Annotated in this window: 16 protein-coding genes; 12 read left to right on the forward strand and 4 right to left on the reverse strand. The window is 61.3% G+C overall.

From position 1 onward, the window contains the following. Nucleotides 1-22: 22 nt before the first annotated feature. From yajC to secF, 3 genes are all read left to right on the forward strand, one after another. Nucleotides 23-358, forward strand: a complete 336-nt coding sequence (yajC, locus tag AC27VO_RS06595) for a preprotein translocase subunit YajC (RefSeq protein ID WP_488665912.1) — start codon at nucleotides 23-25, stop codon at nucleotides 356-358. An 88-nt stretch (nucleotides 359-446) separates the two neighbouring features. After that, a complete protein-coding gene (secD, locus tag AC27VO_RS06600) occupies nucleotides 447-2,327 on the forward strand; it encodes a protein translocase subunit SecD (RefSeq protein ID WP_488665913.1) in 1,881 nt (626 codons plus the stop codon). A gap of 11 nt (nucleotides 2,328-2,338) precedes the next feature. Beyond that, nucleotides 2,339-3,292 (forward strand): protein translocase subunit SecF, encoded by a 954-nt coding sequence (gene secF / locus AC27VO_RS06605; protein WP_488665914.1) that lies wholly within the window; start codon nucleotides 2,339-2,341, stop codon nucleotides 3,290-3,292. A gap of 58 nt (nucleotides 3,293-3,350) precedes the next feature. On the opposite strand, the gene dprA is transcribed toward secF, so the two are convergent. Next, nucleotides 3,351-4,511, reverse strand: coding sequence for a DNA-processing protein DprA (gene dprA / locus AC27VO_RS06610; RefSeq protein ID WP_488665915.1), 1,161 nt, complete (start codon nucleotides 4,509-4,511; stop codon nucleotides 3,351-3,353). A gap of 8 nt (nucleotides 4,512-4,519) precedes the next feature. Then, a complete protein-coding gene (locus tag AC27VO_RS06615) occupies nucleotides 4,520-5,704 on the reverse strand; it encodes a LysM peptidoglycan-binding domain-containing protein (RefSeq protein ID WP_488665916.1) in 1,185 nt (394 codons plus the stop codon). 160 nt (nucleotides 5,705-5,864) lie between these two features. On the opposite strand from AC27VO_RS06615, the gene def reads away from it, so the two are divergent. From def to AC27VO_RS06640, 5 genes are all read left to right on the forward strand, one after another. Then, the gene (gene def, locus AC27VO_RS06620) at nucleotides 5,865-6,374 is read left to right on the forward strand and encodes a peptide deformylase (protein WP_488665917.1); all 510 of its coding nucleotides are present in this window, start codon (nucleotides 5,865-5,867) and stop codon (nucleotides 6,372-6,374) included. Next, a complete protein-coding gene (locus tag AC27VO_RS06625; RefSeq protein ID WP_488665918.1) occupies nucleotides 6,374-6,880 on the forward strand; it encodes a hypothetical protein in 507 nt (168 codons plus the stop codon). Before def ends, AC27VO_RS06625 begins: the two co-directional genes overlap by 1 nt. A gap of 91 nt (nucleotides 6,881-6,971) precedes the next feature. After that, nucleotides 6,972-7,940 carry a methionyl-tRNA formyltransferase gene (gene fmt, locus AC27VO_RS06630; RefSeq protein ID WP_488665919.1) on the forward strand — a complete coding sequence of 323 codons (969 nt, stop codon included), beginning with the start codon at nucleotides 6,972-6,974 and terminating at the stop codon, nucleotides 7,938-7,940. A gap of 4 nt (nucleotides 7,941-7,944) precedes the next feature. Beyond that, the gene (locus AC27VO_RS06635; protein ID WP_488665920.1) at nucleotides 7,945-8,775 is read left to right on the forward strand and encodes an AzlC family ABC transporter permease; all 831 of its coding nucleotides are present in this window, start codon (nucleotides 7,945-7,947) and stop codon (nucleotides 8,773-8,775) included. Beyond that, on the forward strand, nucleotides 8,772-9,113 hold the full coding sequence (locus tag AC27VO_RS06640) for an AzlD domain-containing protein (RefSeq protein ID WP_488665921.1): 342 nt from the start codon (nucleotides 8,772-8,774) through the stop codon (nucleotides 9,111-9,113). Before AC27VO_RS06635 ends, AC27VO_RS06640 begins: the two co-directional genes overlap by 4 nt. A gap of 88 nt (nucleotides 9,114-9,201) precedes the next feature. Here AC27VO_RS06640 and AC27VO_RS06645 read toward each other — a convergent pair whose 3' ends face one another. Then, a complete protein-coding gene (locus tag AC27VO_RS06645; RefSeq protein WP_488665922.1) occupies nucleotides 9,202-9,615 on the reverse strand; it encodes a DUF3717 domain-containing protein in 414 nt (137 codons plus the stop codon). Between the two features lie 391 nt (nucleotides 9,616-10,006). Between AC27VO_RS06645 and AC27VO_RS06650 the strand changes: the two genes are divergently transcribed. From AC27VO_RS06650 to AC27VO_RS06660, 3 genes are all read left to right on the forward strand, one after another. Then, the gene (locus AC27VO_RS06650) at nucleotides 10,007-10,774 is read left to right on the forward strand and encodes a TerC family protein (protein ID WP_488665923.1); all 768 of its coding nucleotides are present in this window, start codon (nucleotides 10,007-10,009) and stop codon (nucleotides 10,772-10,774) included. A gap of 150 nt (nucleotides 10,775-10,924) precedes the next feature. Further along, nucleotides 10,925-11,383: a hypothetical protein gene (locus tag AC27VO_RS06655; protein WP_488665924.1), complete on the forward strand. Its 459-nt coding sequence runs from the start codon at nucleotides 10,925-10,927 to the stop codon at nucleotides 11,381-11,383. Between the two features lie 110 nt (nucleotides 11,384-11,493). Beyond that, on the forward strand, nucleotides 11,494-11,844 hold the full coding sequence (locus AC27VO_RS06660; protein WP_488665997.1) for a phage holin family protein: 351 nt from the start codon (nucleotides 11,494-11,496) through the stop codon (nucleotides 11,842-11,844). Here the strand turns inward: AC27VO_RS06660 and AC27VO_RS06665 are convergent. Then, nucleotides 11,815-13,353 carry a M48 family metalloprotease gene (locus AC27VO_RS06665; RefSeq protein ID WP_488665925.1) on the reverse strand — a complete coding sequence of 513 codons (1,539 nt, stop codon included), beginning with the start codon at nucleotides 13,351-13,353 and terminating at the stop codon, nucleotides 11,815-11,817. The two genes, AC27VO_RS06660 and AC27VO_RS06665, sit on opposite strands and share 30 nt — an antisense overlap. A gap of 144 nt (nucleotides 13,354-13,497) precedes the next feature. Between AC27VO_RS06665 and moaC the strand changes: the two genes are divergently transcribed. Continuing rightward, on the forward strand, nucleotides 13,498-13,995 hold the full coding sequence (gene moaC / locus AC27VO_RS06670) for a cyclic pyranopterin monophosphate synthase MoaC (RefSeq protein WP_488665926.1): 498 nt from the start codon (nucleotides 13,498-13,500) through the stop codon (nucleotides 13,993-13,995). Nucleotide 13,996 lies beyond the last annotated feature (1 nt).

Raw genomic sequence — 13,996 nt, forward strand, 5'->3', positions numbered from 1 at the left:
CATTCCATTGTGGAGTTCGTCCGTGTTTATTTCTTCTGCTTTTGCCCAAACCGCTCCTGCCGCCGCTGCTGCTGAAGGCGGCATGATGTCCTCCCTGACCGGCATGCTGCCTCTGGTGCTGATGTTTGTGGTGTTGTACTTTGTGATGATTCGTCCCCAGATGAAGCGCCAGAAAGAGCACCGCGCCATGGTGGAAGCGCTGGGCAAGGGTGACGACGTGGCGACAGCCGGTGGCATCCTGGGTCGCGTGGTGGACTTGGATGAGCAATTCCTGTTCGTCGAAATCGCCGCAGGCGTGAAGGTGCAGATCCAGCGTTCTGCCGTGGTGCAAGTGCTGCCCAAGGGCACTGTCAAGTAAGACCAGACTTTCTTCTGGTTGAGCGGGCCGGTGGGCATTTTGTAGGCATGCCGCGCCCTGTTTCTAGCGTGAGAGATAGAGCGCGATCATGAACCGATACCCGGTCTGGAAGTACGCGATCCTTGTGGTCGCGCTACTCATTGGGGTGATTTACACCCTGCCCAATTTCTTCGGCGAGGCACCTGCGGTGCAAGTGTCCTCGGCCAAATCCTCGATCAAGGTCGACGAAGGTGTGCTCGCCCGTGTGGAGAGTGCGCTGCAGTCCGCATCGCTGTCACCCGACGTTCTGAGTCTGGAAGGCAGCTCGGTGCGTGCGCGTTTCAATACGCCCGACGAGCAGCTCAAAGCCAAGGACGTGATCGAGCGCGCCTTGGTCAGCGACCCTGCTGACCCTGGTTACATCGTGGCGCTGAACCTGGTGTCGCGCTCACCGCAGTGGCTTTCGTCGCTGGGTGCCAACCCCATGTACCTGGGCTTGGACTTGCGTGGTGGTGTGCACTTCATGCTGCAAGTGGATATGCAGGCCGCGCTGACCAAGCGTGCCGATTCGCTGGCGGGTGATCTGCGCTCCATGATGCGCGACAAGAGCATTCGCCACGGCGGTATCAACCGCGATGGCCAGTCGATCGAAATTCGCCTGCGCGACGAAGCCAGCCTGACAGCGGCCCGCAACCTGATTGCGGACCAGTTCCCGGATCTGGTCGCTACCGTGGTGGGTGAAGGTGCCGACGGCCGTTTGCGTGCCTCCATCAAGCCTGAAGCGCTGCGCAAGGTGCAAGAGCAGGCGCTCAAGCAAAACATCACCACGCTGCACAACCGTATCAATGAGTTGGGTGTGGCAGAGCCCGTGATTCAGCAGCAAGGTCTGGATCGCATCGTGGTGCAGCTGCCTGGCGTGCAAGATACCGCCAAGGCCAAGGACATCCTGGGCCGTACTGCGACGCTGGAGTTGCGCCTGGTGGATGAATCCACGGAAGGCCGCGCTGCGGAAATGGGTTCGGGCAATGTGCCCTTTGGCTCGGAACGCTATCTGGATCGCAACGGTAGCGCCGTGATCGTCAAGAAGCAGGTCATCCTGACGGGCGAGAACCTGACCGATGCCCAGCCTGGTTTTGACAGCCAGACCCAGGAACCGACCGTGAACCTGGTACTGGACGCCAAGGGTGCACGCGTGTTCAAGGACATCACGCGCGAGAACATCAACAAGCGCATGGCCATCATCCTGTTCGAAAAGGGCAAGGGTGAGGTGGTGACTGCGCCGGTGATTCGCTCCGAAATTGGTGGCGGTCGCGTGCAGATTTCTGGCCGCATGAGCACGGTGGAAGCCAACGATACCTCGCTGCTGCTGCGCGCTGGTTCGCTGGCCGCACCCATGGAAATCATCGAGGAATACACCATCGGCCCTAGCTTGGGTGCCGACAACATCGACCGTGGTATTCACTCGGTGGTGTGGGGCTTCGTCGTCATTGCCATCTTCATGTGCATTTACTACCACCTGTTCGGTGTGTTCTCCACCGTGGCGCTGGGCGTGAATGTGTTGCTGCTGATGGCCATTTTGTCCATGCTGCAGGCCACGCTGACTTTGCCTGGTATCGCGGCGATGGCGCTGGCCATTGGTGTGGCCATTGACTCCAACGTGCTGATCAACGAGCGTATTCGTGAAGAGCTGCGCGCGGGACTGTCGCCGCAAGCGGCCATCCATGCGGGTTACGACCGTGCGTGGGCCACCATTTTGGACTCGAACCTGACGACGCTGATCGTGGGTCTGGCCTTGCTGGCCTTCGGCTCTGGCGCAGTGCGTGGCTTTGCGGTGGTGCACTGCATTGGTATTGCCACCAGCATGTTCTCGGCCGTGTTCTTCTCGCGCGGTTTGGTGAACCTCTGGTACGGCCGTCAAAAGAAGCTCAAGAGCGTGTCCATCGGTCACATCTGGCGCCCCGACGGTACCTCCGTCGATGAAGCGAAGTAAAGGAGGAAGACATGGAACTCTTCCGCATCCGTAAAGACATTCCGTTCATGAAATACGCGTTGGTGCTCAACGCGATTTCCATCATCACTTTTGTGCTGGCCGTGTTTTTCCTGACTACCAAGGGCTTGCACCTGTCGGTGGAGTTCACCGGCGGTACGGTCATGGAAGTGGCCTACAGCCAGCCGGCCGACCTGGAAAAGGTGCGTAAAACCATCCAGGACAAGGGTTACAACGATGTGACCGTGCAGAACTTCGGTACCGCACGCGATGTGATGATCCGCATGCCGGTACAGCAAGGCGTGACATCGGCACAGCAAAGCGAGCAGGTGCTGACGGCACTGAAGGCACAGGATCCCGAAGTGACCCTGCGCCGTACCGAGTTTGTCGGTCCTTCCGTGGGGGAAGAGCTGGTGACCAATGGTCTGCTGGCTCTGGCCGTGGTGATGGCCGGCATCATCATCTACTTGGCATTCCGCTTTGAGTGGAAGTTCGGCGTGGCGGCGGCGTTTGCCAACTTCCACGACGTGGTGATCATTCTGGGCTTCTTCGCGTTCTTCCAGTGGGAGTTCTCGCTGCCCGTGCTGGCCGGTGTGCTGGCGGTGCTGGGCTACTCGGTGAACGAGTCGGTGGTGGTGTTTGACCGTATCCGTGAAACCTTCCGCAAGCAGCGCAAGATGGATACCAAGGAAGTGATCAACCACGCGATCACTTCGACCATGAGCCGTACCGTGATTACCCATGCGTCGACGGAAGCCATGGTGCTGGCCATGTTCTTCTTCGGTGGCCCTAGCCTGCATTACTTCTCGCTGGCGCTGACGATTGGTATCGTGTTTGGTATTTACTCGTCCATCTTTGTGGGCGCCGCCATTGTGATGTGGCTGGGCGTCAAGCGCGAGGATCTGGTCAAGGCCTCAACCAAGACGGAAAACGACCCTAACGACCCGAACTCGGGTGCTGTGGTGTAACGACCGCTGTCATCAAAAAAAGGCACCGCAAGGTGCCTTTTTTATGGGCGAAAGGGCCTTATCCGAGGCCTGTGCGCTGGTACAGGCCGCCTGGCAGGCGGCTGACATAGCCTTCCAGCTCCAGTTCCAGCAATTGGGCTTGCAAGTCTGCGGCACTCCAGCCTGTGCGGTCAGACAGGGTGTCCAGGTGCAACGGGTCATAGCCCATGGCCTGCAGCAAGGGGTGCGCATCTGCGCTGGCTGGTGCGGCTGTGCTGTCGGCAGTTGCAGGCGTGTAATCGCTGAACTCTTCCAGAATGTCCTGCGCCCGTTCTACCAACTTGGCGCCCTGGCGAATCAGGGCATGGCAACCCCGGGCCTGCGGGCTGTGGATGGAGCCGGGAATGGCAAACACCTCGCGCCCCTGCTCGGAGGCTGTGCGTGCCGTAATCAACGAGCCGGATGCCAGCGCCGCTTCCACCACCAAAGTGCCGCGCGTGAGCCCGGAGATGATGCGGTTGCGCTTGGGGAAATTGCTGGCAATCGGTGGCGTGCCCAGCGGGAATTCGCTGATCACCACTCCGTGGTGGGCAATGCGGTGCGCCAGAGGCTTGTGCTGGCGCGGATAGACCCGGTCTACCCCGGTGCCCACAACGGCAATGGTGGGTGGGGCCGTGGTGTTGCCTGCACTTAGGGCGCCTTCGTGTGCTGCAGCATCAATACCAAGCGCCATGCCAGAGACAACGCACCAGCCTTGGTGGCCCAGGTGCTGGGCAAAGTGCAGGGCATTGTCAGCGCCCTGTGGCGTGGGATTGCGCGAGCCGACGATGGCCAGGCTGCGCTGCCAGTCCACCAAGGGTGCAGCGCGCTGCAGCCATTGCGCGGCTCCGGCGGCATACAGCATCAAGGGTGGGTCGGCGGTGTGCAGCAGGCTCTCGGGGTAGCGCGGGTCGCCCAGCGTAATGAGTGCATGGGCAAAGTCGGCGTTGTCCTGGTGCAGCCATTGCCAGGTGTGTTCGCTGGCCTGGGCAAAGCCTTCGGGCGGATGGCGCAGCTGGGACGCCTGGGCCAGGCTGACACAGGCTTGCAGCTCTGCCACAGATTCTTGAAAAATGGCGGTGGCAGAGCCAAAGCGCGCCAGCAAGCGGCGCGCTGCAGCATTGCCCACCCCGGGGGTGAGAGCCAAACGCAGCCATGCCTCAAGCTCTGCACGCTCCCAGGGCGGTATGGCTGTGTGCATGCGCGCGATTAGCGTGGATTGCTCAGGCGGTCGCCCACTTGTACGCCGCGCTGGATGTCCATGATCAGCACATAGGACACGCGGTCAAAGCTGCGGAAGACCATGGCCAGGCCATTTTCCTCGTCAGGCAGCTGCACCGTAGGGCGCAGGGGATCGGTCTTATCGACGATCTTCTGGCCCTTGGTCATCAAAGACAGCACCATGCCAGGCGCCATGCCGTCGCGGCTGCCTTGGTTGATGGCCACGATCTGGTGCTGGGTGCCATAGCGCATGGCCGTGCTGCCATAGAGCGAGACCACATGGGCTGTCACGGCGTTTTGGGGCGCATGGGGAACAAAGTTCACGTACTGGCGTGGCGGCTCAGGCAGCAGACGGTCGCCTGGCATGAGCTCTTCCTTGGTCCGGGTGATGATGACGGTGGCTGGCAGGTGAGAGGGGGCAGCACCTTCGGCGGTAGGCGCTTGCGGTGTTTCGCCGCGCTCTAGCTCGGCACGGCCCAGGTATTGGGCCTCGTAGCCCAGCAGTTCGCGGGTGATCGGGTCGTGCAGCGGCACGGCCTGGCGGAACACGCGGTAGTTGGACGGCGTTGCCGCTTCGCGCAGCAGCGGGGCTGAAGCGGGGCCGCGCACATAGGCACGGTCGCCAGGCGCACGCATCATGCGGTCGTCGTCGCCTGCAATGATGCGCGGGGCGTTGACCAAGGTGTTGTCGTCAATCACCAGGGGTTCGCTCAGAAACGCCTCAATGATGTGCATCTGTAACGTGGGCAGCGCCAGGTCGGACAGGCTTTCGCTGCGCACTTGTGGAGAGAGCTTGACGTTGGGGGTGTCGCCGTTGCGTGCGGTGCTCAGTCGTGCAAAACCGCCGTTTTTCTCCAGGTACAGTACCTGGCCTGGGTAAATCAGGTGGGGGTTGGCAATGGCTTGCAGATTCATGCCCCACAGCTCGGGCCAGCGCCATGGCTGGCGCAGAAACAGCCCGGCAATGCGCCACAGCGTGTCACCGCGACGCACGGTGTAACTGTCAGGAGCTTGCGGGCTCAAGGCGGACAGCGGCACGCCTTGTTGGGCCACTTGCTGGGCAGTTGCGCGCTGCCCTTCGGTGACAGGAAAAGACTGTGCTTGTGCAAGACCGATGCTGCCGCAAAGCGCAGCGCTCATGGCTAAGACACAAGTGGTGGCATTTCCCTTCATGTTTTTCCCTCTCTGGTACAGGCCTCGTGCGCCGTTTTGTGTAGATAAAGCTGGCTTGATTCTGATTCCAAGGCCTTGATTGGGCAATGCGTATCAGCAACTTGCGCTGCGCCAATTAGCGAAAGTGGCGAAAATAGCGACACATTTCCCAAAATTTGCCATGGCCTTACTTCCTATTCTTTGCTTTCCCGACCCTCGCCTGCACAAGGTGGCCAAGCCTGTGGAACAGGTGGATGACCGCATTCGCAAGCAGATTGAGGATATGTTCGAGACCATGTACGACGCCCAAGGCATTGGCCTGGCGGCGACGCAAGTGGATTTTCATGAGCGTTTGATCGTCATCGATGTGTCGCAGGATCACGACCAGAAGCTGGTCCTGATCAACCCCGAAATCACCTGGGCCAGCGACGAAAAGCGCGTGGGTGAAGAGGGTTGCCTGTCTGTGCCCGGTATTTATGACGGCGTGGAGCGCTCGACGTCGGTCAAGGTGCGCGCGCTGGACGAAAACGGCCAGTCTCGTGAGGTCGAGGCCGAAGGCCTGCTCGCCGTGTGCATCCAGCACGAGATGGACCACCTGATGGGCAAGGTGTTCGTGGAATACCTCTCTCCGCTTAAGCGCAACCGCATCAAGACCAAGATGGTCAAGATGCAAAAAGAGGCGGCACGCTGATGCTGCGCGGCCCAGTGATTCCTTCGGGGTGGCTCTGGGCTGCTGCTGTGTGCGTGTTCGCACTCAGCGCTTGCGCGGTGCCGGAGTGGCAAAAGCCAGGCACATCTGCCGCACAAATTGGTCAGGACATGGGCCAGCCGCAGGTGCGTGTGCCGCTGCCCGATGGCAGCGAACGCTGGGTGTACAGCCGCCAGCCTGCGGGGCAACAGGTCTACCACATGGTGTTTGATGCGCAGCAGCGCTTGCTGCGGGTCGAGCAGGTGTTGCAAGAAGCGCACTTTCAGGCGTTGAAGCCGGGTGTCGACGATCGCCGCAGCGTGTTCAACTACTTTGCCAAGCCTGCGCTGGTGGAGCGTGTGGGCAACTTCAACGGCGATATCTGGACCTACCGGATCCGCGAAAATAGCATCGACCGCCAAGCCCACGTCTTCATTGATCCGCAAGGTGTCGTGCAGCGCATCATGTTCACGGATGAAGCGCGCAACGACGACGACCCGCACCGCTGAAGGCACCCGCCTCTTGCAACGCAGCGAGAGGCCCGTGTCACGGTCAACGCTGTAACTGCCCAGCCAATGGCAGTGTTCCCTGGATGGACGCATGAAAATCATTTTTGCAGGCACGCCCGACTTTGCACGCGTGGCCTTGGAACGTTTGCTGCAGGCCGGCTTTGAAGTGCCGCTGGTGTTGACCCAGCCTGATCGCCCGGCAGGCCGTGGCATGAAGCTGCAGGCGTCGCCCGTCAAGCAATGTGCGCTGGAGCATGGCATTCGGGTGGAGCAGCCCCTGAGCCTGCGCCTGGATGGCAAATACCCCGAAGATGCCGCCGCTGCCCGCCAGGCCCTGCTGGATGCCAAGGCCGACGTGATGGTGGTTGCTGCCTATGGGCTGATCCTGCCGCAATGGGTGCTGGATCTGCCGTCCAAGGGCTGTTTGAACATCCATGCCTCGCTGTTGCCCCGCTGGCGCGGTGCAGCGCCCATCCACCGCGCGATTGAGGCCGGAGATGCCACGACGGGTGTGACCATCATGCAGATGGACATTGGTCTGGATACCGGCGACATGTGCCTGATGGAGCACGTGCCGATCACCACAGCGGACACCACCGCGAGCCTGCACGACAAGCTGGCCGACCTGGGTGGCAGCATGATTGTGGAAGCGCTGGAGATGAGCGCCTGCGGTGGCTTGCCCCGCACGCCGCAGCCCGCGGAAGGTGTGACCTACGCGCACAAGATTGAAAAGGCCGAGAGCTGGATGGACTGGCACCTGTCTGCGGCAGAGCTGGATCGCCGCCTGCGCGCCTTCAACCCCTTCCCCGGGGGCGCTACCCAGCTGGGTGAAGAAGTCATCAAACTGTGGACAGCCACGCCGCAGGCCTATGCGGGTGCAGCGCAGCCTGGCACCGTGTTGTCTGCCGATGCGCAGGGCGTGGTGGTGGCATGCGGTAGCGGCGCTTTGTGCCTGACCCAGCTGCAGCGCGCCGGCGGCAAGCGTTTGGCTGCGGCCGATTTCCTGCGTGGCTTTGAGCTGCCAGTGGGTGCGCAGCTGTTTACCCCTGCACAGGCCTGATGCCATGAACGCCCGTGCTTTGCAGCGCCGTGCCACAGGTATTGCGCAAGATCCGGCCTTCAACCAGGGCATTCACGCCGTGCTGGCCACCATGCTGGGCATTGGCGCCTGGGGGCTGGTCACAGGGGTGGCCATGGTCAAGGCCGGCATGTCGGTGCCATTGGCCATTTTCATGTCGCTCACCGTGTACGCCGGCAGTGCGCAGCTGGCCATCTTGCCGCTGATGGTGGTGGGTGCGCCGCTGTGGGTGGTGTGGTTTACCGCCACCTGCGTGAACCTGCGCTTTGTGATTTTGAGCAGCATGTGGCGCACTTACTTTGGCCACCTGCGCCTGGCCCACCGCATGACGCTGGGGTACTTCAGCGGCGACATCATCTTTGTGGCCTTTACCCAGCGCTACCCCACAGCAGAGAAAAAACCAGAGCAGCTGCCCTTTTTCTGGGGCGCAGCTGTGGCCAATTGGGTGTTCTGGCAGGTCTCGTCGATTGCCGGTATTTTGCTGGCCAATGTGATTCCGCTGGAGTGGGGCCTGGGCTTTGCCGGCGTGTTGGCCTTGCTGGGCGTGCTGTATTCCATGTTGAAAGACAGTGCCACCTGGGTGGCCTGCGTGATGGCCAGTGGTGCGGCGATTGCCACTTTTGCCCTGCCGCTGAAGATGAATATCTTGGTGGCGATTGCGGCAGCCATCACGGCAGGTCTGCTGATGGAAGCGGCCGAGCGCCGCGCGGCCCGCCTGCGGCCTGCGCCCGCCATACGCCCGCCGGATCCGGCCAAGGGCGAGCAGCACCAGGTGTTACCGCTGCCCGAGCGCGCCCATGACAAGGAGCAGCCATGAGTGCTGAAATTTCCGGTATCTGGCCCTGGATTACCACGTTGGGACTGGCCGTGGTGACGGTGGTGACCCGTGCCTTCTTCATGATCCCTGAGCGTGAAGTTCCCATGCCGGAGTGGTTCAAGCGCGGGCTGAAATACGCCCCCTTGGCAGCGCTGGCCGCCGTCATCGCCCCGGAGCTGCTGATGAGCCAGGGCGCACTGATCACTTCTTTGGCTGATGCGCGCCTGCCAGCTGCCGTGTGCGCCACGCTGTACTTCTTCTTCAAGCGCGGCATTCTGGGCACCATCGTGGTGGGCATGGCGGTGTACTTGCCGCTGCACATTGGCCTGGGTTGGTAAAAATATAGCTGCCAGCGCTTGGTTTTTATGGGTTTTAGGCATAAAACACCAGGAAATCTAGAGATAACGGGCGCAAGCAGCTACTTTTTTATGATTTTTGCTCAGCGGCCCGCTCCGCATAGCGGGTAAAGCGCAAGGCTTTGCCCTCCACCGTAATGCGCTGCCAGACCGCGCGTTTGGCATAGGGTGACAGGCTCAGCCACTGCTGCACCTCTTCAAAACTGCGCCCGCAGCCCTTGCACTGCGCGTCCCCCTGGCTGGTGGAGCAGATGGCGATGCACGGTGTGTCGGGCTGGGTGTCATACCAGGCCAGCCAGGCTTGCAGCGCTGCATCCGGCAGGGCCTGCGGTGCAATCTGCGTGCTGCGGCGCACAATCATTGCGGCGTACACCTCTGCCAGGGCGCTCACGGGGGCGGCCAGTGCCTGGCCCGGCCCCTGCGCGCTGCGGGCGCGCCAGTGGTTGATGGCAGCTTCGAGGTCGGTGATGTGAATGCAGTCCATATCGGTGTCAGCCTAAGCGCTGGAGCCCGTAAAAAATGGATTTCGTAAAAAACGTAAGCACATTAGCGCGCATCAGGCATTAACTTGTGGTTAAACTACGGGCTTCAAAGGGGAGTAGCTCCCCGCTGGGTCTGCGCAATTGCAGCTGCAACCCGGCGGATTGGCAAGTCGTCAATACGAAACTGCGGTTTCCGGCTTGTCAGGTGAGGTCCAACAGGATCTTGCGGGCAAGACCTTTGGGTGACTGATTACACGTGGTCCCCAAAGAAGCTCCCATAGTGAGCAAGGCCTTGCTTTGCCCCACGAAAAGACTTTCCCCCGGGTGATCATGCGTAAGTAACCACTGCAGGCGTGCTTTGTCGCGCATGCAGGTTTCCAACTGAGGTTTACTATGGATTTGGACTTCCTGACCCATGCCCCGTTCTGGATTGCGCTGGGGCAAATCATCATCATCGACATCTTGCTGGGTGGCGACAACGCGGTTGTGATCGCGCTGGCCTGCCGCAAGCTGCCGCCTGAGCAGCGTCGCAAGGGCATCATCTACGGCACGGCCGGTGCCATTGTCTTGCGCGTGATCTTGATCGCCTTCGCCATGGTGCTGCTGGCTCTGCCTGCGCTGAAGCTGGTGGGCGCCCTGCTGCTGGTGTGGATCGGTATCAAACTGATCGCTCCGGACGAAGAGAGCCACGACAACATCCAGGGCAGCGACAAGCTGCTGGCGGCCGTCAAGACCATCATCGTGGCCGACTTGGTCATGTCGGTGGACAACGTGATCGCCATCGCGGGTGCGGCCCAAAGCTCCGGTGAGCACCAGATGCTGCTGATCGTGCTGGGCCTGCTGATTTCCATCCCGATCATCGTTTGGGGCTCGCAGCTGGTGATCAAGCTGATGGAACGCTACCCCATGATCATTGTGGCCGGCGGCATGCTGCTGGGTTGGATTGCTGGTGGCATGCTGGTGACCGATCCACTGTTCGTGAATCCTGACAAGTGGACTTGGGCGCCCAAGTTGCTGGCAGCTGACGAGCAAGGTATGGCGGTCTTCAATGCCTCGATGCCTATCTACTGGCTGGCCCACGTCGGTGGTGCGCTGCTGGTGCTGGCACTGGGTAAGCTGGTGGCCTCCAAGAAGAGCAAGCCAGAAGAAGCTGCGCACTAACCGTGTCATGGCACCTTGAGTGCCATTGCAAGCCCTGCGGGTGGCAATGCCCAGGAACTTTGTGTGTCCTGGCGGGTCTCAGCAGGGCTTTTTAATTGCAGTTGGGTGCACCAGTTGCACTCACCTTCTTGGTTGATGAGGAAAAATGCCGTGGAAACTATCATCGTGTACGTGGATGACGCCGATTACGCCAAGCTGCTGCTGCAAACGGCGGGGCGTACGCCCCAGGCCCGCAATGCCCGCTGGGTGCTGGTGGGCTGTGCACCGCGCATCACCCATCGGGTGAGTCGCTTCGTCAGCAACCGTTCGCGGGAGAACTGGCGCAACAAATGGGCAGAGCGTTTGTTCCAGGACTGTGTGCCTGTGCTCAGTGAGCAAGGCATTCAAGTAACCACGGTACTGGCGCGCGGCCCCCTGCAGGAGCTCCTGGAAGCCCTGCAAGCCGAGCACGGTGCCCAATCGCAAGTGATTGATATGCGCCGCCCCAAGCAGCAGGCATCGGAAGCTGTGGTGCACCAGACCGAGTCGCCGCTGCGCAAGCTCGCAGGAACGCTGGCCAGCGTGGGTGCGCTGTGGACGGTGCTGGTGGGCGAGACGCTGGCGGCCTGAAGTTCTCCATCGCTGCACACCAGGGGCTTCGGCCCCTTTTTTCATGGTCGAAAATTTGGGCCTGCGCGGTCTGCCGCACAGCCGCTGCACCGCCTGCTATGCTGGTGTGCATGAAACTTTTGCTGAAATGGTTGCTGAGCGCGGGAGCGCTTTTGCTGGTGGCTGCGGTGTTCAGCGGCGTGCAGGTGCAAAACTATGGTTCTGCATTGCTGGCGGTGATCATCATCAGCCTGCTCAACACTCTGGTACGCCCGCTTCTGATTGTGCTGACGCTGCCGGTCACGCTGATCACGGTGGGATTGTTCCTTTTCGTGATCAACGGCCTGATGCTGTGGGCGGCCTCGGGGCTGCTGGGCGGCTTGCACGTGACGGGTTTTTGGGCCGCCGTGTGGGGTGCCATCCTTTACTCGCTGCTGGGCATGGCGATCGAATCACTTCTCGCGCGCCTGTTCCCGCAATAAGGCCTCGACCGCACGTAAGCGCGTATCCACAATGGATGCCTCAATGTGGTCGCCTTGGCCACGGCGTGCCAAGTCTTGCGCGGCTTTGAAGCGATCCACGGCCGCGGGATAGTCGTAATGCGCCACATGGGCTTCTGCCTCTGCGCGCACGGCACGCAAACTCTGGTTCTGTGCGTGCCAGGCCTGGGCCAGCAACCGCCATGCGGTCGCATCGTTGGGGTGATCGACCACCCACGACTGCAGGCGGTCAGAGACTTTGCTGGCCTGCCCTGTGGCCATCAGCGCTTGGCTGCCCAGCACCAGCGCAGGCCGTGGCTGCGGGCCGCGCAGATCGGTGTGATCCAGCAACTGCAGCGCAGCCTGTGGCTGCTGGGCTGCCAGCTCCAGCTCTGCACCCAGCCAGCGCACCTGCTGTTTGGCAGCCGCATTGCCCTGTGCCTGCACATGCGCTGACAGCTGCTGCCACATCTTGCGCGCTTCACTGAGGTTCTTTAGCTCCATCTGGCTTAACGTGGCCACATACCACTGGGCTGCCTGATCATTGGCGCTGAGCTGTGCAAAACCTGGTGCATCGGGCATCTGTGTCCATTGGCGCAGCGTATCAATGCCCGGGCGGCTCAGCACCCGTGCGCGCCCTGCCATCATGGCGTGCTCCATCGTAGGGACAGGGGGCTGGGTCTGGCCGTGGGGCACACGGGTTTGCATGTCGGCCATGCGTTCCGTGGTCAAGGGGTGGCTGCGCAGGTAAGGCCAGCTGCCGTTGTCATTCAGGCGGCTGGCGTGCTGCAGCTTCTCAAACATGCTCACGGCCCCCTGGGGCGCGAACCCCGCAGGCGCCAGCAGGCTGTAGCCAATACGGTCGGCCTCGCGCTCCATGCTGCGTGAAAACCCCAGCTGGTTCTGGATGGCCGCCGCTTGCCCGCCCACAATCAGCGCATTGGCTGCATCGGGGCTTTTGCTGGCCGCCAGCGCACCCAGCACCATGCCCGCGATCATGAAGGGCAGGTTCTTTTTCTCTTCGCCAAACATGCGCGCAATGTGGCGCTGCGTCACGTGGGTCAATTCGTGGGCCATCACCGTGGCCAGCTCATCACTGCTGGAGACTGCGCCAATCAGCCCCAGGTGCACGCCCAGATAGCCACCGGGCAGCGCAAATGCGTTGATGCTTTTATCGCGCCCCAGCAGCACCTGCCAGGCAAAACGCTCTTGCAGCTCTGGCGACAAATCACCGCGCGCTTTGGAGGCCTGTACCAGCGGCTGCCAGATACCCATCACATAGGCGTGCAGTTGAGGGTCATCGATGTAGTCGGGATCGCGGTAGAGCGAGCGAATGATGCGGTCGCCCAGGCGGCGCTCTTCGCTGGTGGTTAGGTCTGCCCCGTCGCCCATGCTGGGCAGCGCAATTTGCGCATGCGCAGCCGCCCCGTGCCACATGGGCACACCCAAGGCCAGCGCCAGCACGCTGGTGCGAAGAACAGGGGCCGAAAGGCGTAGCAGTGCAGAAGTCATGGGCAGGCAAAAAGGCACAAGGCCGTCTGAGGCAACAACAGCCTCTTATGATGCCTGCATTGCGCCCGTGTTCCCAGCTTTACATGCCTGCCAAGGCAAAGGCCTGAACACGGCAGCCCTGTATCCCCGAATATTGCAAAGACCATGAGCGACACCCTTGCCCCCAATGACGGCCTGACCCACTTTGACGCCCACGGCCAAGCCCATATGGTGGATGTGGGCGGCAAGGCGCCCACGCACCGCGTGGCCGTGGCCGAAGGCCGGATTGTGATGCGTCCCGAAACGCTGGAAATTATTCAAAAAGGCTCCGCCAAAAAAGGCGACGTGCTGGGCGTGGCACGCATTGCCGGCATTATGGCAGCCAAGCAAACCAGCAACCTGATTCCGCTGTGCCACCCCTTGGCACTCACCCGTGTCGCCGTGGATTTTGAACTGCTACCCGCAGACAACGCCGTGCGCTGTGAAGCCACCGTGGAGCTGCATGGCAAGACCGGTGTAGAAATGGAAGCACTCACCGCAGTCCAGATCAGCCTTCTGACCATTTATGACATGTGCAAGGCGGTGGACAAAGGCATGGTGATGGAGGGCGTGCGAGTGCTGGAGAAGCACGGGGGCAAGTCGGGCAGCTTTGTGGCCGCTTGAT

Source organism: Comamonas sp. 14P8.1.4, assembly GCF_057799285.1.

Bases quoted from the DNA above. Each gene is read 5' to 3' on its own strand.
- secD (WP_488665913.1), top strand. From the start codon at position 447: ATGAACCGATACCCGGTCTGGAAGTACGCGATCCTTGTGGTCGCGCTA.
- secF (WP_488665914.1), top strand. From the start codon at position 2,339: ATGGAACTCTTCCGCATCCGTAAAGACATTCCGTTCATGAAATACGCG.
- dprA (WP_488665915.1), bottom strand. From the start codon at position 4,511: ATGCACACAGCCATACCGCCCTGGGAGCGTGCAGAGCTTGAGGCATGG.
- AC27VO_RS06615 (WP_488665916.1), bottom strand. From the start codon at position 5,704: ATGAAGGGAAATGCCACCACTTGTGTCTTAGCCATGAGCGCTGCGCTT.
- def (WP_488665917.1), top strand. From the start codon at position 5,865: ATGGCCTTACTTCCTATTCTTTGCTTTCCCGACCCTCGCCTGCACAAG.
- AC27VO_RS06625 (WP_488665918.1), top strand. From the start codon at position 6,374: ATGCTGCGCGGCCCAGTGATTCCTTCGGGGTGGCTCTGGGCTGCTGCT.
- fmt (WP_488665919.1), top strand. From the start codon at position 6,972: ATGAAAATCATTTTTGCAGGCACGCCCGACTTTGCACGCGTGGCCTTG.
- AC27VO_RS06635 (WP_488665920.1), top strand. From the start codon at position 7,945: ATGAACGCCCGTGCTTTGCAGCGCCGTGCCACAGGTATTGCGCAAGAT.
- AC27VO_RS06640 (WP_488665921.1), top strand. From the start codon at position 8,772: ATGAGTGCTGAAATTTCCGGTATCTGGCCCTGGATTACCACGTTGGGA.
- AC27VO_RS06645 (WP_488665922.1), bottom strand. From the start codon at position 9,615: ATGGACTGCATTCACATCACCGACCTCGAAGCTGCCATCAACCACTGG.
- AC27VO_RS06650 (WP_488665923.1), top strand. From the start codon at position 10,007: ATGGATTTGGACTTCCTGACCCATGCCCCGTTCTGGATTGCGCTGGGG.
- AC27VO_RS06660 (WP_488665997.1), top strand. From the start codon at position 11,494: ATGAAACTTTTGCTGAAATGGTTGCTGAGCGCGGGAGCGCTTTTGCTG.
- AC27VO_RS06665 (WP_488665925.1), bottom strand. From the start codon at position 13,353: ATGACTTCTGCACTGCTACGCCTTTCGGCCCCTGTTCTTCGCACCAGC.
- moaC (WP_488665926.1), top strand. From the start codon at position 13,498: ATGAGCGACACCCTTGCCCCCAATGACGGCCTGACCCACTTTGACGCC.